19 protein-coding genes are annotated in these 22,584 nt (G+C 49.1%); 18 read left to right on the plus strand and 1 reads right to left on the minus strand.

What is annotated here, in order from left to right; genetic code table 11:
- The first annotated feature begins 619 nt into the window (after nucleotides 1-619).
- From CIK99_RS15170 to CIK99_RS03275, 7 genes are all read left to right on the plus strand, one after another.
- Complete coding sequence (locus CIK99_RS15170; protein WP_158215883.1) at nucleotides 620-832, plus strand: hypothetical protein; 213 nt, start codon at nucleotides 620-622, stop codon at nucleotides 830-832.
- 203 nt (nucleotides 833-1,035) lie between these two features.
- Nucleotides 1,036-1,233 carry a DUF4248 domain-containing protein gene (locus CIK99_RS03255; protein ID WP_256387384.1) on the plus strand — a complete coding sequence of 66 codons (198 nt, stop codon included), beginning with the start codon at nucleotides 1,036-1,038 and terminating at the stop codon, nucleotides 1,231-1,233.
- 484 nt (nucleotides 1,234-1,717) lie between these two features.
- Nucleotides 1,718-1,828 (plus strand): smalltalk protein, encoded by a 111-nt coding sequence (locus CIK99_RS15175; protein WP_158215884.1) that lies wholly within the window; start codon nucleotides 1,718-1,720, stop codon nucleotides 1,826-1,828.
- A 312-nt stretch (nucleotides 1,829-2,140) separates the two neighbouring features.
- A complete protein-coding gene (locus CIK99_RS03260; protein ID WP_094379731.1) occupies nucleotides 2,141-2,998 on the plus strand; it encodes an enoyl-ACP reductase in 858 nt (285 codons plus the stop codon).
- 109 nt (nucleotides 2,999-3,107) lie between these two features.
- Nucleotides 3,108-4,475: a glycoside hydrolase family 28 protein gene (locus tag CIK99_RS03265; protein ID WP_094379733.1), complete on the plus strand. Its 1,368-nt coding sequence runs from the start codon at nucleotides 3,108-3,110 to the stop codon at nucleotides 4,473-4,475.
- Entirely contained in the window at nucleotides 4,472-5,899 is a 1,428-nt protein-coding gene (locus tag CIK99_RS03270; RefSeq protein ID WP_173805299.1) for an ATP-dependent RecD-like DNA helicase, read from the plus strand. The genes CIK99_RS03265 and CIK99_RS03270 overlap by 4 nt, the downstream gene beginning before the upstream one ends.
- Nucleotides 5,883-6,446 (plus strand): 4'-phosphopantetheinyl transferase superfamily protein, encoded by a 564-nt coding sequence (locus CIK99_RS03275; RefSeq protein ID WP_094379738.1) that lies wholly within the window; start codon nucleotides 5,883-5,885, stop codon nucleotides 6,444-6,446. Before CIK99_RS03270 ends, CIK99_RS03275 begins: the two co-directional genes overlap by 17 nt.
- Here CIK99_RS03275 and alaS read toward each other — a convergent pair.
- Entirely contained in the window at nucleotides 6,443-9,058 is a 2,616-nt protein-coding gene (alaS, locus tag CIK99_RS03280) for an alanine--tRNA ligase (RefSeq protein WP_094379740.1), read from the minus strand. The two genes, CIK99_RS03275 and alaS, sit on opposite strands and share 4 nt — an antisense overlap.
- Before the next feature lie 109 nt (nucleotides 9,059-9,167).
- Here alaS and CIK99_RS03285 point away from each other — a divergent pair, with 109 nt between their 5' ends.
- The 11 genes from CIK99_RS03285 to lpdA all read left to right on the plus strand — a co-directional run bounded on the left by CIK99_RS03285 (nucleotide 9,168) and on the right by lpdA (nucleotide 22,348).
- Nucleotides 9,168-9,521: a MerR family transcriptional regulator gene (locus CIK99_RS03285; protein WP_094379742.1), complete on the plus strand. Its 354-nt coding sequence runs from the start codon at nucleotides 9,168-9,170 to the stop codon at nucleotides 9,519-9,521.
- Nucleotides 9,522-9,664: 143 nt separating this feature from the next.
- A complete protein-coding gene (gene dxs / locus CIK99_RS03290; protein WP_094379762.1) occupies nucleotides 9,665-11,539 on the plus strand; it encodes a 1-deoxy-D-xylulose-5-phosphate synthase in 1,875 nt (624 codons plus the stop codon).
- A complete protein-coding gene (gene trkA, locus CIK99_RS03295; protein WP_094379744.1) occupies nucleotides 11,536-12,894 on the plus strand; it encodes a Trk system potassium transporter TrkA in 1,359 nt (452 codons plus the stop codon). Before dxs ends, trkA begins: the two co-directional genes overlap by 4 nt.
- A complete protein-coding gene (locus CIK99_RS03300) occupies nucleotides 12,888-14,345 on the plus strand; it encodes a TrkH family potassium uptake protein (protein ID WP_094379746.1) in 1,458 nt (485 codons plus the stop codon). Before trkA ends, CIK99_RS03300 begins: the two co-directional genes overlap by 7 nt.
- A 79-nt stretch (nucleotides 14,346-14,424) precedes the next feature.
- The gene (locus CIK99_RS03305) at nucleotides 14,425-15,390 is read left to right on the plus strand and encodes a type I phosphomannose isomerase catalytic subunit (RefSeq protein WP_094379748.1); all 966 of its coding nucleotides are present in this window, start codon (nucleotides 14,425-14,427) and stop codon (nucleotides 15,388-15,390) included.
- 270 nt (nucleotides 15,391-15,660) lie between these two features.
- A complete protein-coding gene (locus tag CIK99_RS03310; protein ID WP_094379750.1) occupies nucleotides 15,661-16,635 on the plus strand; it encodes a lipoate--protein ligase in 975 nt (324 codons plus the stop codon).
- Between the two features lie 49 nt (nucleotides 16,636-16,684).
- Nucleotides 16,685-17,767 carry a glycine cleavage system aminomethyltransferase GcvT gene (gcvT, locus tag CIK99_RS03315; protein WP_094379752.1) on the plus strand — a complete coding sequence of 361 codons (1,083 nt, stop codon included), beginning with the start codon at nucleotides 16,685-16,687 and terminating at the stop codon, nucleotides 17,765-17,767.
- Between the two features lie 38 nt (nucleotides 17,768-17,805).
- Complete coding sequence (gcvH, locus tag CIK99_RS03320) at nucleotides 17,806-18,192, plus strand: glycine cleavage system protein GcvH (protein WP_094379754.1); 387 nt, start codon at nucleotides 17,806-17,808, stop codon at nucleotides 18,190-18,192.
- Between the two features lie 44 nt (nucleotides 18,193-18,236).
- Nucleotides 18,237-19,550, plus strand: a complete 1,314-nt coding sequence (gene gcvPA / locus CIK99_RS03325; protein ID WP_094379756.1) for an aminomethyl-transferring glycine dehydrogenase subunit GcvPA — start codon at nucleotides 18,237-18,239, stop codon at nucleotides 19,548-19,550.
- 12 nt (nucleotides 19,551-19,562) lie between these two features.
- Nucleotides 19,563-21,026 (plus strand): aminomethyl-transferring glycine dehydrogenase subunit GcvPB, encoded by a 1,464-nt coding sequence (gene gcvPB / locus CIK99_RS03330; RefSeq protein ID WP_094379758.1) that lies wholly within the window; start codon nucleotides 19,563-19,565, stop codon nucleotides 21,024-21,026.
- The gene (lpdA, locus tag CIK99_RS03335) at nucleotides 21,023-22,348 is read left to right on the plus strand and encodes a dihydrolipoyl dehydrogenase (protein ID WP_094379760.1); all 1,326 of its coding nucleotides are present in this window, start codon (nucleotides 21,023-21,025) and stop codon (nucleotides 22,346-22,348) included. The genes gcvPB and lpdA overlap by 4 nt, the downstream gene beginning before the upstream one ends.
- Nucleotides 22,349-22,584 lie beyond the last annotated feature (236 nt).

Below are 22,584 nucleotides of genomic sequence, written 5' to 3' on the forward strand. Positions count from 1 at the left end.
AAAAAGTTGGATAATTCAGAAAAATGACTTAATTTTGCATTCATAACAGATTGTTGAATTTTTGTTTAATATCTTGTTTTTGACCCTTACAAAGATACAACAAATAATTGACAATCTGTTATTTATCCTCAGATTTTTTTTCAATAATTTCAAAGAACGAGAAGTCTGTTCCCAATAAATGGGATAAAGGCTTAGCAGCAATTTCAACCACTTCTTTTAGGTGTGGGAAACTCTTAAATAAACAATGTGCGAAGAACTTGCTTTAGCTTGATGAGCACCGAAACTAATAAACAATGTGCGAAGAACTTGCTTTAGCTTGATGAGCACCGAAACTAATAAACAATGTGCGAATAATCATTCATCATCAATCACTCATCATTACTATCGACTCCGCCTGTAGTTCAATTCATTGTAAAAAAGTTTCGTCATTATCTCGAACATCCGCAACCGGTAGTAGTCCCTTCTTTCTGCGGGCAGTAGCTTTGTGACTTCGTTTATGACCATGGTGTAACGACGGATGTCCTTCGTTTGACCCTTACGTATTCAGCTGAGGGCAGAGTCTGATCCGACTACACCCTCTCCGATTAATACCTCTGCCACCGAATCGGAGACGAAGTACATGACTGCCTCGAAGATAGCGGCAAGATTTGCGCCGTATATGAAGATCAATCCCACCAAAATCGGGTTGGCATTGGCAGACCTTGGGTTTGAGCAGATACGCCGTAAGAACGGCCGTTTCTGGAAGGTGGCAGAGCGTCCTCAGGTAGATATCGACAATCGTATTCCCGATGTTGACCATAGTGAAAATGTTGAGACCGATGCTCCTTTCTGAGGTTCCTCGGGTGACAGGGTGACACTATATAATATAGGAAATCCCTAAAAATGGAAATTCGCTTCCTTTAAAGGAGCTTAATTTCCTTTCCCGCGACTTTTTTATATATATAAGTGTCACCCTGTCACCCTCCCTTAATATCTTTAAGCTTTCAGCTTTTAAGAATTTAATCTTTTAATTTTTAATTTTAAATTCTTTCCCCCGTGAAGCGTAGAGATTTAGCAATTATGTATTTCCCCGACAAGACTCTCGACCAGGCGGTTCGCAACCTGCGCCGCTGGATAGAGAACTGTCCCGATCTTGTGGCTGCCCTCAAGGAGATTGGCATGCCACGAAAGCACAAGAAGGACCTTACTGCAAGGCAAGTGCGAATCATCATGGAATATCTCGGAGACCCGTAATCCTCTGGGCTTCGGCTCAGAAGAAACAGTTGCAAACTGAATGCCCGATTCATTATACAACTGATTGCTCTGTTCAGTATGCAACTGATTACCCTGTTCAGTATACAACTGAATACCCTGTTCAGTATACAACTGAATACCCTGTTCAGTTTACAACTGAATACCCGATTCAGTATACAACTGAATACCCGATTCAGTTAACAAGTGATTACCCGATTCAGTTGTCATGTGATTGCCCCATCTTTAAACAACGACCAACAACGTCCAACAACGACCATCGCCAAATTGGAATGTAGAAACTTTGCATCAAAGAAGCGAAGTCAGGCTGCACTCGGCAATATTAATCAAGCTTATATTGCTCTCGCTTGCACTGACATTGCATCAAAGAAGCGAAAGGTCCCCTTTACTGGCCAGAAGGGGCCACCTTCCGATTACACAGCGAGTTAAATAATTCAATTGTTCAACATTTAAATTTTCAAATTCTATGTCAACAACAAACAGATCCACCTGGAAGCTGATCCTTCAGTTCATCGTCTCCATCGCCACAGCCATCGCCACCACCCTCGGCGTCACCAGCTGCATGGCCATGTTATGACGATCGCGGCGGGCATCAATCACGATGCCCGCCCTTTTCCTTTTCGTTGCACTGTAAGTATTCGGTGACCTGTGTATTGCCTACATCATAAAAACTCAGTACCTTTGCCGCAAATATTAACGAAAAGAAAAAGGACGGCCATCGGCGACCATTGCGGCGGTGATAGGCGGGCGGTCTTACATAAAGTAAAGACCCTACGAGGGGTGAGGACGTAAAGGTTTACGTGTGAAATAAGTTAATATATCTTTATAGAAATGCACATTGTGGATAAAAATGTGTAATTTTGCAGCCGAATAATTCATTTATAGTATTATGACGCATAATTTATTAGCAGGAAAACGCGGTATCGTCTTCGGTGCATTGAACGAAGACTCTATCGCATGGAAGGTGGCCGTGAAGGCCGTTGAAGAAGGTGCAAAGATAACCCTGAGCAACACTCCCATGGCTCTGCGCATGGGCGAGTTGGATGAATTGAGCAAGCAGCTCAACGCACCAGTGATACCAGCCGACGCTACAAGCGTTGAGGATTTAGAGAAAGTATTCAGCGAATCGGTAGAGAAACTTGGCGGACAGATTGACTTCGTGCTCCATTCTATCGGCATGAGTCCTAACGTGCGTAAGCATCGTACTTACGATGATCTCGACTACAACTATCTTCAGAAGACTCTCGACATCTCAGCTATCTCGTTCCACAAGATGCTGCAGGTGGCTAAGAAGCAGGATGCCATCGCCGAGTATGGTTCGGTAGTGGCTCTGACATACGTGGCTTCACAGCGCACGTTCTTCGGTTACAACGACATGGCTGACGCAAAGAGCATGCTTGAGAGCATTGCACGTAGCTTCGGATATATCTACGGTCGTGAGAAGAACGTACGTATCAATACCATCTCGCAGTCGCCGACACCAACCACAGCCGGCAAGGGCATCAAGGATATGGAGAACCTCATGGACTTCTCAAACAAGATGTCGCCACTTGGCAATGCTTCGGCCGAGGACTGCGCTAACTACTGCGTGATGATGTTCTCAGACTTCACCCGCAAGGTGACGATGCAGAACCTCTTCCACGATGGTGGATTCTCGTCGATGGGCATGAGTCTCCGTGCCATGAACCAGTATTCTAAGGACCTCACTCCTTATGAGGACGAGAACGGAAAGATCATCTACGGATAAACGATAACAGACGGTGTGGGGGAACCAATCCCCACACCATCACATATAACCCAAAACCAAATCTGTGAAAAAACTTATTCTTACTACTGCAATTATCGCTTTTGCAATTATGGCAAAGGCAGAAGACTACAAGAAATACTATCAAGACATGCCTGTTGAGCTGAGACAGGTGACGGCTGTTGCCATACCCGAAAACACAGTCACACTGACAGACTTTGGAGGAGTGGGCGACGGCGTGACCCTAAACACAGAGGCATTCCGCAAGGCCATATCAGCTCTCACCAAGAAGGGTGGGGGACGTCTTGTGGTGCCACAAGGTGTATGGCTGACAGGACCTATACAGCTGAAAGACAATATCGACCTGCATATCACACGCAATGCCATCGTGCTCTTCTCGCCAGACAAGAGCCTCTTCGTGGATAAGGACGGCAAGTCGAGCCGTTGCGATGCCGGCATCAAGGCCTCGAAGCGCAAGAACATTGCCATCACGGGAGAGGGCATTGTGGATGGTAACGGAGCACAGTGGAGACCCGTGAAACGCGGTAAGGTGAGCGACGTGGAATGGAAACGCTTCAAGGAGATAGGAGGCGTGGAGCGTGGCAACGGACAGTTGTGGTACCCATGGGACGTGAAGGCCGGTTATCCGAATATAGCCGAGACCCCGGAACAGCAAGAGAAGATGCGACAAGACCTTGTGAGGCTCACCGACTGTGAGAATGTGCTCATCAAGGGCGTCACGTTTCAGAATTCCCCCCGATTCCATGTCCATCCATGCAACTCAAGGAATGTCATTATTGACGGTGTGACAGTACGTTGCCCGTGGAATGCCCAAAACGGCGATGCCATCGACATCAGCGACTGTCACCAGGTGCTCATTGTGAACTCAATAGTGGATGCAGGTGACGATGGTCTGTGTATGAAGAGCGGTAACATGAAACCTACAGCTTTGGTAAACGGATGTGAGGATATACTCATACAAGACAATACCGTGTTTCATGCTCATGGAGGATTTGTGATTGGAAGCGAGAGCATTACGGGCATGAAACGAATAGTGGTGCGCCAATGCCAGTTCTCGGGTACGGATACCGGACTGAGATTTAAGAGCGGCATAGGACGTGGCGGCAAGACAGAGGACATCTTTATCTCAGACATAGTGATGAACGACATCACGGATGAGGCCATCGTGTTCCAGTGTGACTATGTTGACCGTCCAGCTGGCCACGACGAGAAGAAAGAAACGAAGGCCGTGAAGCTCGAAAAGGTGCCCGACTTCACCGACATAGATATCACACGCGTGGTGTGTCGCGGAACCAAAACCGCCATAAAAGCAAAAGGTGTAGAGGGGCTCGACTGCATACACGACATAAAGATATCGAACTCAACAATAGTATATTCACAGAAAGGACTCGACATTGACGAGAACTCTGCCCGCCTGGCGCTCGACAACGTGCAGGTAGTGAAAGACGAGATGAAATGATAGTTGACTACTATAAAGACACTATTTGTAAGTATATGGGCTACGCGCCCACGACGGAACAAGACATTGCCATGCGCCGATTCCTGGAGTTTATGCACGACAGGAACGAGCGTGTGGCAATGATTCTTTGTGGCTCGGCGGGAACGGGAAAGACCACCCTGGCAGGAGCCATCGTGAAAGCCCTGAGGGAGATGAAGCAGAAGATAGTGCTTATGGCACCCACGGGAAGGGCGGCAAAGGTGTTTGCACTGAATGCCGGACAGGCAGCATTCACCATCCACCGGAAGATATACCGCCAGAAGACGATGACCGACATGGCGTCGCCGTTCACGCTGAACGTAAACCTTGCCACCGACACCTTATTTATTATAGACGAGGCGTCGATGATAGCCAATATGGGCGACTCAACGTTTGGCAGCGGCTGTCTGCTCGATGATCTCGTCCAGTATGTATATTCCGGACGCAACTGCCGTATGCTGCTTATCGGCGACACGGCACAGCTGCCGCCGGTGGGCGAGGACGAGAGTCCCGCCTTACAGAAAATGATGATTGAGGGCTACGGTCTGGATGTGTATGAGGCGACGCTGAGCGAGGTGCTGCGCCAAAGTCATGACTCAGGCATACTCTATAATGCCACTGAGGTGAGGCTGATGATAGACCGTGAGGATATGGCGGAACTGCCGAAGGTGAGGTTTGGCGGTTTTGACGACATAGTAAACCTGCGCGGCGACGAACTGATAGAACAGCTCGCCACGTCGTATTCGGAGATGGGACTCGACGACACAATTGTTGTGACGCGTAGTAACAAACGGGCCAACATATATAATAATGGTATAAGGAATATGGTGTTAGGACGTGAGGAGCTGATATCGCAAGGCGACATGCTGATGGTGGTGAAAAACAACTACTACTGGGCAGAGACGCTGAAGCTGCCGCTGCCTTTCATTGCCAATGGAGACAGGGCAAGGGTGATGAGGGTGAGAAACATGCGCGAGCTATACGGATTCCACTTCGCTGACCTGACACTCTCGCTGCCCGACTATGACGGACTGGAGATGACCGTGACCACGATGCTCGACTCGCTACAGTCAGAGTCACCATCGCTGACGCGCGAGCAGAACGAACAGCTGTTCCAGCAGGTGATGGCCGACTACCAGCACCTGCCATACAAAGCCGACCGCTATAAGGCACTGAGACAAGACCCGTATTTCAATGCCCTTCAGGTGAAGTATGCCTATGCCGTGACCTGCCATAAGGCACAGGGCGGACAGTGGGCGCATGTGTATGTTGACCAAGGCTACATGACAGACGACATGCTCTCGCCCGATTATCTCCACTGGCTCTATACCGCTTTCACTCGAGCCACGGAAAAGCTATATCTCGTGAATTGGCCAAAGGAAGGGAAATATGATAATATACATTGACGATAACATAAACGACTTCTACCTCGACGAGGCGATGACGCTACTGTCGGAACAGCGTCGAGAGCAGGTGCAGAAATACAAGCACGACGGACCGCGGCGCCAGAGCATCGCGGCATATCTGCTGTTGCGTAAAGCCCTGAAGGAGACTTACGGCATAGAAGACGCTCCGGTGTTTGAATATGAAGAAGGCGGCAAACCGAGGATTGCCAGACATCATGACATACACTTCAATATGAGCCATTGCAGAAAGGCTGTGGCGTGTGTGGTGGCCGACGCGCCAGTAGGCATCGATGTGGAGGAGACGACGAGGTATAACGACGGCGTGGCGCGTTATACACTCTCTGACGAGGAGTATGAAAGGGTGATGAACTCGGCAGAGCCTGCCATAGAGTTTACCAAGCTATGGACCATGAAGGAAGCCCTGCTAAAATATACCGGCGAAGGGCTTCGGCGCGATATAAAAACCGTCCTTAGCCTTCCGCCGGCAAACGAGGTGGACTTCCATGTGGAAATCCACGAGGGTTATATAGTCTGTGTCGTAAGTTAAATCTTGCTTATGACGCAGTCGATGGCTGCACTCAGGCCATCGGCGTTCTTACCGCCTGCTGTAGCATAGTGTGGCTGACCGCCGCCACCGCCCTGGATGAGCTTTGCGGCCTCGCGAACGAGCTGTCCGGCGTTCAGACCATGGTCTTTCACCATGTCGTCGCTCAGCATCACGCTCAACATAGGCTTGCCAGCATCGACAGAACCGATGACGCAGAGCAGGTTCTCAGGCACTGCCTGGCGGATCTTGAACACGAGGTCCTTGACGCCCTGTGGCATCATGGGCAGTATGGCCGAAACGACGGTGACACCATTTACGGTGCGTGCCTTCTCGATGAGCGACTCCTTGGCGCGCTCCACGTTCTGTGCACGGAACTGCTCGATGTCTTTCTTCATAGAGTCGTGTTCCTCGATATACTTCTCTATCACGCCACGCAGGTCTTTAGCATTGTTAAACATGGCGCGGATAGCCTTCAGGCCGTCCTCCAGGTTGTACATCATCTCTTCGCACTCCTTGCCAGTCTTGGCCTCGATACGACGGATGCCGGCTGCAACACTGCTCTCGGAGACAATCTTGAACATGCCGATGCGACCTGTCGATAGTGCGTGGATACCACCGCAGAACTCGCATGAAGGACCGAAGCGGATGACGCGTACCTTGTCGCCATATTTCTCGCCAAAGAGAGCGATGGCTCCGAGTTTCTTAGCTTCCTCGATAGGAGTGTCGCGATGTTCGTCACGTGGCAGGTCCTCGCGTATCATGGAGTTGACGAGACGCTCCACCTGGCGCAGTTCCTCGTCGGTCACCTTCTGGAAGTGAGAGAAGTCGAAACGGAGCGTGTCGGCGCTGACGAAAGAACCCTTCTGCTCCACATGGTCGCCCAGCACCTGTTTCAAGGCATAGTCGAGAAGGTGTGTGGCAGTATGGTTGGCAGCGCTGCCGTTGCGCTTGTCAATATCTACGCAAGCCATGAAGTCGGCCGTGGGGTCTTTAGGCAGTTGCTTGACGATGTGTACGCTCTGGTTGTTCTCGCGCTTGGTGTCGATGATCTCGATGGTCTCGTTTTCGTTTACGAGCACACCGCAGTCGCCCACCTGTCCACCCATCTCGCCATAGAAAGGAGTGTTGTCGAGAATGAGTTCGTAGAAGGTCTGCTTCTTCTGTGTCACCTTTCTGTATCTGAGGATGTGGCACTCGTATTCGGTATAGTCATATCCCTGGAACTTCTGTTCGCCTTCCTTCAGCACCTCCCAGTCTCCATTTTCCACTGCAGCGGCATTGCGTGCACGAGCCTTCTGCTTCTCCATCTCCACGCCGAAGCCAGCCTCGTCAACGGTATATCCGTTTTCGCGGCAGATGAGTTCAGTGAGGTCGAGAGGGAATCCGTAGGTGTCGAAGAGGCGGAAGGCCTGTTCGCCGTCGAGCTGAGTCTTGCCGTGAGCCTTCAGCTCGTCCATGGCACCGTTGAGCAGGTTGATGCCCTTGTCGAGAGTGCGCAGGAAAGAGTCTTCCTCTTCCTTCATCACGCGTCCGATGAGTTCTCGCTGAGCCACTAATTCGGGATAAGCGCCACCCATCTCGCCGATGAATACAGGCAAGAGCTTGTAGATGAATGCCTCTTTCTGTCCGAGGAAGGTGTAGGCGTAACGCACGGCACGGCGCAGGATGCGGCGGATGACATAGCCCGCCTTGGCGTTGCTTGGCAGCTGGCCGTCGGCGATAGAGAACGATACGGCACGCATGTGGTCGGCAATGACACGCATGGCGACGTCGATGTTCTCCTCCTTGCCGTACTCCTTGCCTGAGAGGCGTGATATCTCCTTTATTATTGGCTGGAAGATGTCGGTGTCGTAGTTAGAGTGCTTACCCTGCATGGCGCGAACGAGACGTTCGAAGCCCATGCCGGTGTCGATGACGTTCATCGACAGTGGTTCGAGAGAGCCGTCGGCCTTGCGGTTGAACTGCATGAACACGATGTTCCATATCTCGATGACCTGTGGGTCGTCTTTGTTGACGAGTTCACGGCCGGGCACTTTAGCTTTTTCTTCCTCAGTGCGTGAGTCGAGGTGAATCTCAGAGCAGGGGCCGCAAGGTCCTGTGTCGCCCATCTCCCAAAAGTTGTCGTGCTTGTTGCCGTTGATGATATGGTCGGCAGGCACGTGCTTAGCCCAGTAGGAGGCAGCCTCGTCGTCGCGTACGAGGTTCTCTTCCTTAGAGCCTTCGAAAACTGTCACGTAGAGGTCTTTCGGGTCGAGCTTGAGCACATCGACGAGATATTCCCATGCCATGTCGATGGCACCCTCTTTGAAATAATCGCCGAAGCTCCAGTTTCCGAGCATCTCAAACATGGTGTGATGATAAGTGTCGTGTCCCACCTCTTCGAGGTCGTTGTGCTTACCGCTGACGCGGAGGCACTTCTGTGAGTCGGCACGTCGGCGTGGCTCAGGGTCACGTGTGCCGAGGATAATGTCTTTCCACTGGTTCATACCAGCATTTGTGAACATCAGCGTAGGGTCGTCCTTGATAACCATAGGAGCCGACGGAACGATGGTGTGGCCTTTCGATTCGAAATAGTTCTTGAACGAATCGCGGATTTCGTTAGCTGTCATCATTGTCTTTTTATGTATATTTTTGTTTTTTCTCAGAAAATTGTTGCAAAGTTACTTTATTTTTCGTAAATTTGCAAGCGATTTTTAAATAGATTGATAAAAATAGGCGAATATGGTACTAAATTTGGACAAAAACCTCAAGATATACTATTCAATTAGCGAAGTGGCCAAGATGTTTGACATGAACGAGAGTGCCTTGCGCTATTGGGAACAAGAATTCCCGACCCTTAAGCCAAAGACTTCTGGTGCGGCAAAAATTCGTCAGTATTCTGAGAAAGACATAGAGCAGATACGGCTTATCCACAACTTGGTGAAAGTGCGTGGATTTAAGATTGCCGCTGCGAAAAAGATTATCAATGCCAACAGAAAAGGCGTTGACAAGACCGCCGACGTGCTAAAGACACTGATGGAGATTCGCGACGAGCTGATGTCGATGAAAGAACAGCTCGACGGGGAGTTTATTTAGTTGTTTCATTTGCCTGACGATTGATGATGTGCAAGAATATTGTATAAAATAATGAAAAATATACAATTCTCTTGCAATATATCAAAAAAATAGTTAACTTTGCAGCCTAAAAAATAGAAGAAACCAAATTGGAACAAAAAGATATGACCCTCTTGGGTAAGATTAAATATCCTGCCGACTTGCGACAGATGAGCGAGGAACAGTTGCCAGAGGTGTGCGACGAATTGCGTCGTGACATCGTGGACGAGTTGTCTGTTAATCCCGGACATCTGGCGTCAAGCCTCGGTGTGGTGGAATTGACTATCGCCCTGCATTATGTATATGATACGCCTGAGGACAGGATAGTGTGGGACGTGGGACACCAGGCGTATGGCCATAAGATTCTCACGGGCAGACGTGAGAAGTTCTATACCAACCGCAAGCTTCACGGCGTCATGCCTTTCCCGTCGCCAAAGGAAAGTGAATACGATACCTTCGTTTGCGGACATGCAAGCAACTCAATATCTGCTGCCCTCGGTATGGCTGTGGCGGCGAAGAACGAGGGCAGCGGCAGACGTGTGGTGGCTGTCATCGGTGACGGCGCCATGAGCGGAGGATTGGCTTTTGAAGGCCTCAATAACGTGTCGCAATATCCTAATGACATGCTGATCATACTGAACGACAACAACATGTCGATAGACAGGAGCGTGGGAGGCATGAAACAGTATTTGGTGGAACTGAACACCAACGAGAAGTACAACGCGCTGAAATTCAAAGTGACGAGATGGTTGCACTCAAGGGGTTATCTTGAAGACGACCGCAAGAACGGACTGATAAGACTGAGCAATGCGTTGAAGTCAGCCATAAGTCATCAGCAAAACATCTTCGAGGGACTGAACATCAGGTATTTCGGACCGTTTGACGGGCATAACGTAAAAGAACTTGTACGCATATTGAAACAACTAAAGGGCATGAAAGGACCTAAGTTGTTGCATCTGCATACCGTAAAAGGAAAAGGATACGGACCCGCCGAGAAGTCGGCGACGATATGGCATGCACCGGGCAAGTTTGACGTGGATACCGGCCAACGTATCGTGGGCGATACCACGGGGATGCCCCCAAAATTCCAGGATGTCTTCGGAGAGACACTACTCGAGCTGGCCAAACAGAACCCGCGAATTGTAGGAGTGACCCCAGCCATGCCTACAGGATGCTCTATGAACATCATGATGGAGGAAATACCGGAGAGGACGTTTGATGTAGGTATTGCCGAGGGGCATGCCGTCACCTTCTCCGGCGGAATGGCCAAAGAGGGGCTGATCCCCTTCTGTAATATCTACAGCGCTTTCGCACAACGCTCTTACGACAATGTGATACACGACGTGGCAATATTGCGCCTGCCTGTGGTGCTGTGTCTTGACAGGGCCGGCTTGGTGGGCGAGGACGGACCCACACACCATGGAGCTTTTGACATACCCTCGTTGCGTGCCGTGCCAAACCTCACGATCTGCTCGCCTTACGATGAGCATGAGCTGAGGTGCATGATGTACACAGCGCAACTCGACGGCAAGGGGCCTTTCGTGATACGATATCCGCGAGGCAACGGCTATCTGACAGAGTGGAAATGCCCACTGGAGGAAATAAGGGTAGGCTCGGGACGCGTGTTGAAAGAGGGAACGGATGTAGCGGTGCTCTCTTTAGGCCCGATAGGACATAATGCCGCCGATGCCATCAAGGAAGTGGAGGCAGAACACCCTGGTAGAAGCATTGCGCACTATGACATGCGCTTCGTTAAGCCACTTGACGAGCGTCTGCTACAGGATATTGCCACACGCTATAAATACATAGTGACGCTTGAAGACGGGGCACGGAATGGCGGATTCGGTTCTGCCGTACTTGAATGGATGAGCGACCATGGCTATAGTCCAAGGATCACCCGCCTCGGACTTCCCGACAACTTTGTAGAGCACGGAAAGGTGGAGGAACTGCAGCGTATCGTAGGTATTGACAAAGACGGTATAAAAAAGACATTGATATGAAGATTATCATAGCAGGAGCAGGAGCCGTAGGTACACATCTGGCAAAACTATTGTCGAGAGAGCATCAGGAATGTACGCTGATGGACGCCGACCCCAGTCGTCTGGAAGGTCTCGACACCGACTATGACATAATGACTATGTTAGGTTCGCCAACGAGTATCAAGGCACTGCAAGAGGCCGGTACCGACGAGGCCGACCTTTTTGTTGCCGTCACTCCAGACGAGAGCCGCAACATGAATGCCTGCATATTGGCACATGCCATTGGAGCAAAGAAGACAGTGGCACGCATTGACAACTATGAGTATCTTGACACCAAGTTGAAGCCTTTCTTCAGAAAGTTAGGTATTGACTCGCTGATATATCCCGAAGTGCTTGCGGCACAAGACATTATCAACGGACTGAAGATGAGCTGGGTGCGACAGCGGTGGGACGTGCACGGAGGAGCACTCGTGATGCTCGGCGTGAAGCTGCGCGAGACATGCGAGATATTAAACCAGCCGCTGAAAGAACTCTGCGGACCTGACGACCCATATCATATAGTAGCCATAAAGCGAGGAGGCGATACCATCATCCCCGGTGGTAACGACGAACTGCGTAATCTTGACTTTGCCTACTTCATGACCACCCGCGAGTATATACCTTATATAAGAAAGGTGGCGGGAAAGGAACACTATGCTGACGTGAAAAACGTGATCATCATGGGCGGAAGCAAGACCACGGTGAGAACAGCGCTCACCACGCCCGACTATATGAACGTGAAGATAATAGAACGCGACCAAAACCGTTGCGACAGGCTGAACGAACTGCTCAGCGACACTGACACGATGGTGATACACGGCGACGGACGCGACATAGGCATGCTGATGGAGGAGGGCATACGCAATACGCAAGCGTTTGTGGCTCTTACGGAGAATGCCGAGACCAATATCCTCGCTTGTCTCACGGCAAAGAAGTTGGGAGTGAGAAAGACCGTGGCAATGGTGGAAAACCTCGACTATGTAGATATGGCGGAAGGCCTTGACATCGGTACTATCATCAACAAGAAGACGATAGCTGCCAGTCATATCTTCCAACTCATGCTCGATGCCGATGTGAGCAACATGAGATCGCTCATGGTGGCAGACTCTGATGTGGCTGAGTTTACCGCCGCACAAGGGTCGCCCGTGACAAGAAAGCAGGTGAAAGACCTCGGATTGCCTACGGGAGTCACCATTGGTGGACTGGTGCGACACAATGTGGGAATGTTGGTCAACGGTAACTCGCAGATAGAGGCCGGCGACTCGGTGATGGTGTTCTGCCATGAGCACAACATAAAGAAAGTGGAGAAATATTTTAAGCCGAGGACACTATGGTAAACTACAGGTTGTTGTCAAAGATATTGGGCCAGCTGCTGTTCATCGAGGCATTTATGATGCTCGTCTGTCTTGGCACTGCATTCTACTATGCTGAAGATGACGTGTTCTCGTTTCTCGTGTCGATGCTGATAACCATTGCAGGAGGATTGGTGTTCAGGTATCTTGGACGAAATCCAGACAACCGTCTCAGTCGTCGTGACGCATATATCGTGGTGACTGCCACGTGGATAATATTCAGTGTGTTTGGCATGTTCCCTTATCTTATAGGTGGCTACATCCCCAATATATCTGATGCCTATTTCGAGACGATGTCGGGATTTACCACTACCGGAGCCTCGATACTTGACGATGTGGAACACATGCCGCATGGCATACTCTTCTGGCGCTCCATGACACAGTGGATCGGCGGATTGGGAATAGTGTTCTTTACCATAGCCATACTCCCGTCTATCGTCGGAGGAAGCATGAAGGTGTTTGCCGCAGAGGCTACGGGACCGATTAAGTCGAAGCTGCATCCCCGCCTGTCAACGAGCGCGAAATGGATCTGGAGCATCTATACGGTGCTCACCTTGGCATGTCTTGTGGCTTTTGCCCTCGCGGGAATGGGCTGGTATGACAGTGTCAACTATTCGATGACGACGACCGCCACGGGAGGTTTCGCGCCTCACAACGACTCGCTCCTGCATTTCCATTCGCCGTTGATAGAATATATAGGTATATCGTTTCAATTCTTGGCGGGCATAAACTTTGTGTTGCTTTATACAGCACTGTTCAAGGGAAAGTTGATGGCTCTGTTGAGCAACTCTGAGTTCAGACTATATCTCGCCGTAGTGTCGATAGCCACGATATGGATTATGTATCTTCTAATAGTGAAGAACGGATATATGCTTGAGGAGGCATTCCGTTGCGCACTGTTCCAGGTGGTATCGTTCATCACCACCACAGGCTTGTTTAATGACGATGCCGGCCAATGGCCCCATCTCACCTGGGTGATACTTGGCATCTGTATGTTTGTGGGCGCTTGTGCAGGCAGTACCAGTGGAGGCTTTAAGTGCATACGAAGTGTTATGGTGCTGAAGGTGATAAGAAACGAGTTTAAGCATATTTTACACCCCAATGCGGTACTGCCAGTGAAGGTCAACGGACAACACGTGCCACAGGACAAGATCCTGTCGCTTATGAGCTATCTCGCCGTGTTTGTCCTCATGTGCCTTTTTGTAGCCACGCTGATGATAGCCATAGGCATCGATCATACTAATGCGATAACCATCTCGTTGAGCTGTGTGAGCAATGTGGGCCCGACATTGGGAACAGACATCGGCCCCGTGATGTCATGGTCGTCGTTGCCAGAATCGGTGAAATGGATGTGCTCGCTCTTGATGCTCATGGGACGTCTTGAGATAATGACGGTGTTGGTGATCTTCACGCCGACATTCTGGAAAGACAACTGACATAGAGAAAAAAGGAAATACTACATAACTATGAACCCGAAATAGTGAACAATAGTGTATAATTAAAAAACGTGTTACAATGCAAATCTTTAAATTCAGACCTCTTTTGAAGTCAACTATTTGGGGTGGAAACAAAATCGTATCTTTCAAGCAAATCGACGACAAGCAAGCCAACGTCGGGGAAAGCTGGGAAGTATCTGGCGTAAAAGACAATGAATCGGTAGTGGCAGAAGGCGAATACCAAGGCTGGAACCTCAACGATGTCGTCGCCGAGATGAAAGAAAAAATGGTAGGACACGAAAACTACAAACGCTTCGGAAACGCATTTCCGCTGCTCGTGAAGTTTATCGACGCCCGACAGGATCTCTCCATTCAGGTTCATCCTGATGACGAGACGGCACACAGGCAGGGAAAGACCATGGGCAAGACAGAGATGTGGTACGCCTTGGAGTCGGATCCTGGCGCTTCTTTGCGCGTGGGACTGAAAAAAGCCATCACTCCCGAGGAATACGCCGGGATGGTGGACGACGGGTCTATCGTCGATGCCTTGGAGCAGTATCAGATTCATGCCGACGACTGCTTCTTTATTCCTGCCGGTCGTATTCACGCCATCTGTAAAGGCGCGTTTGTCGCCGAGATCCAGCAGACCAGCGATGTCACTTATCGTATCTACGACTACAAACGAAAGGACAAGGAAGGCAACTATCGTCAACTCCATACAAAGGAGGCAGCCGAGGCAATAGACTATACCGTGTATGACGACTATCGCACTCACTATATGCCGAAAAAGAACGAACCTGTAGATCTCGTGGATTGTCCGTTCTTCCATACCACAGTGTATGACCTGGACGAGCCGATGCTCATTGACTACACTGACCTTGACAGCTTTGTCATCCTCGTGGGATTGCAAGGCGAGGCTATTGTCACCACCAGCGACGGTGCAGAGGTGAGCTTCCGTCAAGGCGAATCGCTGCTGCTGCCAGCAACTGCCGATACTATAACGTTGAGCGGAACAATAAAGTTTCTTGAGACATATGTCCAATAGTCAACTGTGATGATTGCCCGATAATATCGGGACCTCCTATTAAGCCTTCAGACGTGTGCCCGCGAATATCGGGTGAACGTTTGAAGGTTTTTGTTTTTCTATGTCGTCAGCTCGTTGAGCTATTCTTTATATGGTTTAAATGGCAAATAACTATCAATATGAAATATTAGCAAATGTGTTAACATATTTTTCAATCAAATGTTTTGAAAATACATTTTTTATTCATATTTTTGCAACGAAAATCTCACGAATACTATTTGTGAATAAAAGATGAAATATATAGCATTACCAGACAATAAGGTCAGACGCCTCTCTTTCTATCTCGCCATGGAGGAATATGTGGCAAGGCATATCGACGAATATGACGCCTTCTTCATGTGGCAGGTGGAACCAAGCGTAATATTTGGACGTAACCAACTCATTGAAAACGAGGTGAATCTTGATTTCTGTCGGCTGCATGGAATAAAAACCTATCGTAGAAAGAGCGGCGGCGGATGCGTGTATGCTGACATGAGCAATATCATGTTCTCTTACATAACAAAAGACGAGACTGTCGGCTTCACGTTCAATAGATATATCAATATGGTGGTGCTGGTGTTGCAGAAGTTAGGGGTGGATGCAAAGGCAAGCGGACGAAACGACATAATGATAGGCGACCGGAAGGTGTCGGGCAACGCGTTCTATCATATCCCTGGCAGAAGCATCGTGCATGGCACTATGCTTTATGACACCAATATGGTGAACATGGTAGGCGCCATCACGCCCAACGACGAGAAGCTCATCTCAAAGGGCGTGGAAAGCGTGCGGCAGCGGATAGCCCTGCTCAAGGACTTTGTCCAGATCGACATAGAGCAGTTTAAGACCTTTGTAAGGGAGAACCTGTGCAAGGGTGAAATAACCCTGACGAGCGACGACATACGGGCCATCGAGGAAATAGAAAAAGAATATCTCACCGACGAGTTTGTCTATGGCAATAATCCTAAATACACTGTTGTACGAAAAGGAAGAATAGAGGGAGTGGGAGAATTTGAAGTGAGGATAGAGGTGAAAAATGGTGTGATAAAAGGACTGACAATGCTCGGCGACTATTTTATAGTGGGAGATGTCGATGCCGCCATAGTCAAACCTCTAAAAGGTGTGAAGCTGTCTGAAAGGGATATCTTGGAGGCATTGCCCGACAATCTCGAAACGACAATCCTCAACTTGAAAAAAGAAGATTTCGTAAATCTCTTACTTCGCAAGTGATTTACACCTTATATATAAATATTAAATAGAAGACCTAAAAAATATTGCAATGGAAGAAAATAAAAGAACCTGTCTTTATGACAAACATGTGGCTCTCGGAGCCTTGATAAGCCCCTTCGGTGGCTTTGACATGCCTATCCAGTATTCTACAATCATCGACGAGCACCAGGCAGTAAGAACCGACTGCGGCGTGTTTGATGTGTCTCACATGGGCGAGGTGACCGTAAAGGGAAAGGATGCAGAGGCTTATGTCAATCATATCTTTACCAACGACGTACGGGGCCTGGAAAACGGTAAGATCCTCTATGGCATGATGTGCTATGAAAACGGAGGAACTGTTGACGACCTCCTCGTCTATAAGATGGCCGACAACGACTTCTTTATTGTCATCAACGCTGCCAATATTGACAAGGACTGGGCGTGGATGCAGGAGCATGCCAAGGGATATGACATAGAAATGGAAAACTGCTCTGACTTCTACGGACAGATAGCCGTGCAGGGACCGTCATCGGAAAAGGTGGTAGAAGAGGTCCTCGGACTCGAATGTAACGAACTCGTGTTCTACACCGTAAAGACCATCGGCGATGTTATCGTCAGCCGTACAGGATATACGGGCGAAGACGGATTTGAGATCTATGGTTCTCATGACTTCATCCGCGAGTGTTGGGATAAGCTGATGGCATGCGGACGTTGCAAGCCTTGTGGACTCGGATGTCGCGACACTCTGCGCTTCGAGGTGGGACTGCCCCTCTATGGAGACGAATTGTCTGCCGACATCTCTCCTGTCATGGCAGGACTAAGCATGTTCTGTAAACTCGACAAACCTGAGTTTATCGGACGCGAGGCGCTGGTTGACCAAAAGGAAAACGGTGTGGCACGACGCCTCGTAGGTATCGAACTCGAAGGCAAGGCTATACCACGTCATGGATATGCGGTGCTGAAAGACGGAGAGGTGATAGGTGAGGTAACCACAGGCTATCACACCATCTCAACCGACAAGAGCGTATGTATGGCTTTGGTCAATGTGCCATTCAACAAACTCGGCACCCCACTGGAAGTGCAAATCAGAAAGAAGACATTCCCGGGTGTCGTGGTGAAGAAGAAGTTCTACGACAAGCATTACAAGAAATAAGTAACAATAATAATATAATCCTTAAAATATCAGATAATATGGCAAAAGTAATTGAAGGACTCTATTATTCAGAGTCACACGAGTATGTTAAGGTTGAAGGCGACTTCGGCTATGTAGGTATCACAGACTATGCACAGCACGCTCTGGGTAACGTGGTTTATGTAGATATGCCCGATGTTGACGATGAGGTAGAGGCTGGCGAAGATTTCGGCGCAGTGGAGAGTGTAAAGGCTGCAAGCGACCTCATCTCTCCTGTCAGCGGCACTGTCGTTGAGGTTAACGAGGCTCTTGAGGACGAGCCAGAACTCATCAACAAGGACGCTTTCGAAAACTGGATCATCAAGGTTGAACTCTCAGACAAGACTGAGCTCGACAACCTTATGGATGCCGCTGCCTACGAGAAGCATTGCGAAGAGGAGCATTAATCCCTCTTCTTTTCTCCACTTTTTCTTATCAAACGCTAAAGAGAATGACTTACAAGTTTTTCCCGCATACAGAAGAAGACCTCAAGGAGATGCTGGCAAAGGCCGGCGTCTCTTCTTTGGAAGAGCTTTATGCTGAAGTGCCCGAAAGCATACGTTTTAAGGGCGACTATGACTTGCCTGAGGCGATGAGCGAACTGGAGATACGCCAGTTGTTCGACGCCCTTGGAAAGGACAACAAACAACTTGTTTGCTTTGCAGGTGCAGGTACTTACGACCATTATACACCTTCGGCTATACCAAGTATCATCCAACGCTCGGAATTCCTCACGTCCTACACTCCTTACCAGGCTGAGATCTCGCAAGGAACGCTACACTATATCTTCGAATTTCAGTCGATGATGACCGAACTCACGGGCATGGACATTTCAAACGCCTCGATGTACGACGGCTCCACTGCTACGGCCGAGGCTATGATGATGTGTGTGGCTGCCGGCAAGAAAGCTAACAAGGTGCTCGTCTCTGAGACTGTCGATCCGAAGACGCTTGAAGTGGTGAATACCTATGCCCATTTCCATGGAGTGGAAATAGAAATGGTGAAAGCTGCTGACGGAGTCACCGACCGCGACGATTACTTTGCGAAGATAGCACAGGGTGGGGTGGCCGGAATGATCGTCCAGCAGCCAAACTACTACGGTAATATAGAGGATTTTGAAGGCTTTGCCGACGCTGCACATGCCAACAAGGCTTTGCTCGTAATAAATAGCGTGCCAGCAGATCTCGCCGTGCTCAAGACCCCAGGAGAGTGGGGAGCTGATGTGGCAGTGGGCGACGGACAGAGTCTTGGCATACCAATGACATTCGGCGGCCCTTCGTTAGGATATATGTGCTGCACAGAAAAACTTATCCGCAAGTTGCCGGGACGTATCGTGGGCATGACAAAGGACAATCGCGGACAACGCGCGTTTGTGCTCACACTCCAAGCCCGAGAACAGCATATACGCCGCCAAAAGGCTACTTCAAACATCTGTTCAAACCAGAGCCTCATGGCGCTGTTTGTCACAATCTACATGTCGCTCATGGGAAAGGATGGCTTGAAAGAGGCTGCCCGCCTCTCTTATGCCGGAGCCCATTATATGGCAGAGAGACTTGTGGCTACAGGTAAGTTTGAGATGGCATTCGACAAACCTTTCTTCAATGAGTTTTGCGTGCGCTTCAATGGAGATGTTGACGCGCTGCAGCAGAAATTCATCGACAATGGCTTCTTCGGAGGAATAAAGGTGGCTGACGATACCATCATGTTTGCCGTTACCGAGAAGCGTACTAAGGAAGAAATAGACAAGTTGGTTAGTTTAATATAAGGAGGTGACGATATGAACAATAAGTTATATGGCAATCTGATTTTTGAGCTTTCCAAAGAAGGCCGACGTGGATATTCTCTTCCTAAAAATCGTTTTGGAAATTACAATATACCAGATAGCGTTTGCCGAAAGGAAGATGCTGCCCTGCCTGAGTGTGACGAGATGACAGTGGTGCGTCATTACACCAATCATAGTGAAAATAATTTCGGCGTAAATAATGGATTCTATCCTTTGGGCAGTTGTACCATGAAGTACAATCCTGTAATCAACGAGGAAGTGGCCAACAAGCCGGAGTTCACAGCCTTGCATCCCATGCAGCCCGCAGACACAGTGAAAGGCGCGCTGGAGGTGTATGAACGATTACAGAAATGTCTCTCCGAGATTTCCGGACTAAGCCGTTTCACACTTAATCCTTTTGCTGGCGCTCACGGCGAACTTACAGGACTGATGATAATCCGTGCCTATCATGAGAGTCGTGGTGACAAGAAACGTGTAAAAGTCATCATCCCTGACTCTGCCCATGGCACTAATCCCGCCTCTGCCGCTGTCTGCGGACTGGAGGTGGTGGAAGTGAAGAGTACGGCACAGGGATATGTTGACGTCAACGACTTGCGCGGGCTGCTCGATGATACGGTGGCGGCAATGATGATGACAAACCCGAACACTCTCGGTATGTTTGAACAGGAGATACCTGAGATAGCACAACTCGTTCACGACTGTGGTGGCCTTATGTATTATGACGGGGCAAACCTCAATCCTATGCTCGGGGCTTCACGCCCAGGTGATATGGGATTCGATGTGATGCATATCAATCTTCACAAGACATTCTCTACACCTCATGGAGGCGGCGGACCAGGTGCAGGTCCCGTGGGCGTGCGTGAGGGACTTGAGCAGTTCTTGCCAGGTGCTTCCAATGCTCGTTCGGTGGCAGATGTCAAGACTGTCGATTTTGCCGATGCTGATGGCGGAGGCATCTCTGTCGGAGGATATCATGGCAATTTCGGCGTATTGCTGCGTGCGTTGGCATATATCCTGACCCTTGGACGTGAAAACCTGAAAATGGTGGGACCATTGGCAACTCTTAATGCCAATTACATTAAGGAATGTCTGAAAGACGAATACTTGCTGCCTATTGAGGGCTTGTGCAAGCACGAGTTCGTGTTCGACGGACTGCGCGACAAATCGACTGGTGTCACCACCATGGATGTGGCAAAACGTCTGCTCGACTACGGATATCATGCTCCTACCATCTACTTCCCACTGCTGTTCCATGAGTCGTTGATGATAGAACCTACTGAAAACGAGAGTAAAGACACTATCGACGGCTTTGTAGCCGTGATGCGCAAGATAGCTGAAGAGGCTCGCAATAACCCCGATGTGGTGAAGAGTGCGCCACACAACACTCCTATCGGACGTGTTGACGATGTGCTTGCGGCAAAACATCCCGTCGTAAAGTATAAGGATATCGAAGCATGAAATCAGACATAATCATCATCGGTAGCGGTCCTGGAGGATACAGGACTGCTGCCTATGCTGCATCAAAGGGCAAGACAGTGACCATATTTGAAGAGGGCCACTTGGGCGGTACATGCCTTAATGTGGGTTGCATACCCACAAAGACATTGGCCCGTTCTGCCGAGGCTGCAAGCGAGATGCGAAATGCTGCCTCGGTCGGACTAAAAGCCGTGGAACCTGAGTTCTCCTTGGCTGATATCGTTGCCAGAAAAGATGCTGTCGTCGAACAGTTGCGTCAGGCTATCGCTGGAGTGCTTGCCGCTCCTGGCATAACCCTTGTCAATGCCAAGGCGTCTTTTGTCGATGACCATACCGTAGAGGCTGAAGGTCAGCGTTACACAGCCGACACTATCATCGTAGCCACAGGATCGTCACACAAGACTTTGCGTTTGGAGGCCCTCGATGATAGTCTTCTGCTCACGTCAGATTCTTTGCTCAGCCTCACCGAGTTTCCCAAACGTCTTGTTATTGTTGGCGCGGGTGTCATTGGCATGGAGTTCGCTTCCATATTCAGCCAGCTCGGTGCTCAGGTCACTGTGGTCGAATATCTTAAGGAGTGCATCCCTGCATTAGACGCCGATATAGCTAAGCGCTTGAGAAAGACACTCGAAAAACAAGGCGTGGAGTTCTACATGCAGTCGGCTGTGAAAAAGATTGCAGACGGAAGCGTAACCTTTGAACGGAAAGGCAAAGAGCAGTCTGTAGAGGCTGACAAGGTTCTTATGGCTGTGGGACGTAAACCTAATGTTGATGGTTTAGGACTTGAAAACACTTCTTTAGTGTGGAGCGAAAAGGGTATCACTGTCGATGATAATATGCTCACTAACGTGCCTGGCGTTTATGCCATAGGTGATGTCAACGCACGAATGATGTTGGCCCATGCTGCTACAATGCAGGGACTCCATGTGGTAAACCATATCATCGGTGAACAGGATGACATTAACCTTGACGTAATGCCTGCTGCCATTTTCACTAACCCAGAGGCTGCCTGCGTCGGTAAGACAGAGGACCAGCTGAAGGCGGAAGGTGTAGATATCGAGGTGAGGAAGAAAAACTATCGCACCAACGGCCGTGCTCTTGCCATGGCTGAAGCAGAAGGTATGATCAAACTCGTGGCTGATGCAGGCACTGGAGAAATACTCAGTTGCCATGCCTACGGAGCTCATAGCGCCGACATCGTTCAGGAAATAAGTGCACTCATGTGTAAGCATACAACCTTGAAGCAGCTTCACGATATGGTACATATTCATCCTACCTTGAATGAGATGCTGCAGGAGATTTAGTACACTATATAATAAGGTGTAAGGCAAAAGAATGTTTTGTCTTATACCTTTTATTTGTAAATAAGTGTTAAAGTAAAGCGTTTTTCTTTCAAATTATTTGGAGCGTATTGATTTTTGCCGTACCTTTGCACTCGCTTTTGAGAACAACGCTTCTCTTGAGCGACTATAAGAAGAGTTCTTTGAAAGATTTACATAACAGAGAAGTAGTAGTACAAGAAGCAATCGAGAAATCGATT

Source organism: Prevotella sp. P5-92 (genome assembly GCF_002251245.1).
Classification (GTDB): Bacteria; Bacteroidota; Bacteroidia; order Bacteroidales; family Bacteroidaceae; genus Prevotella.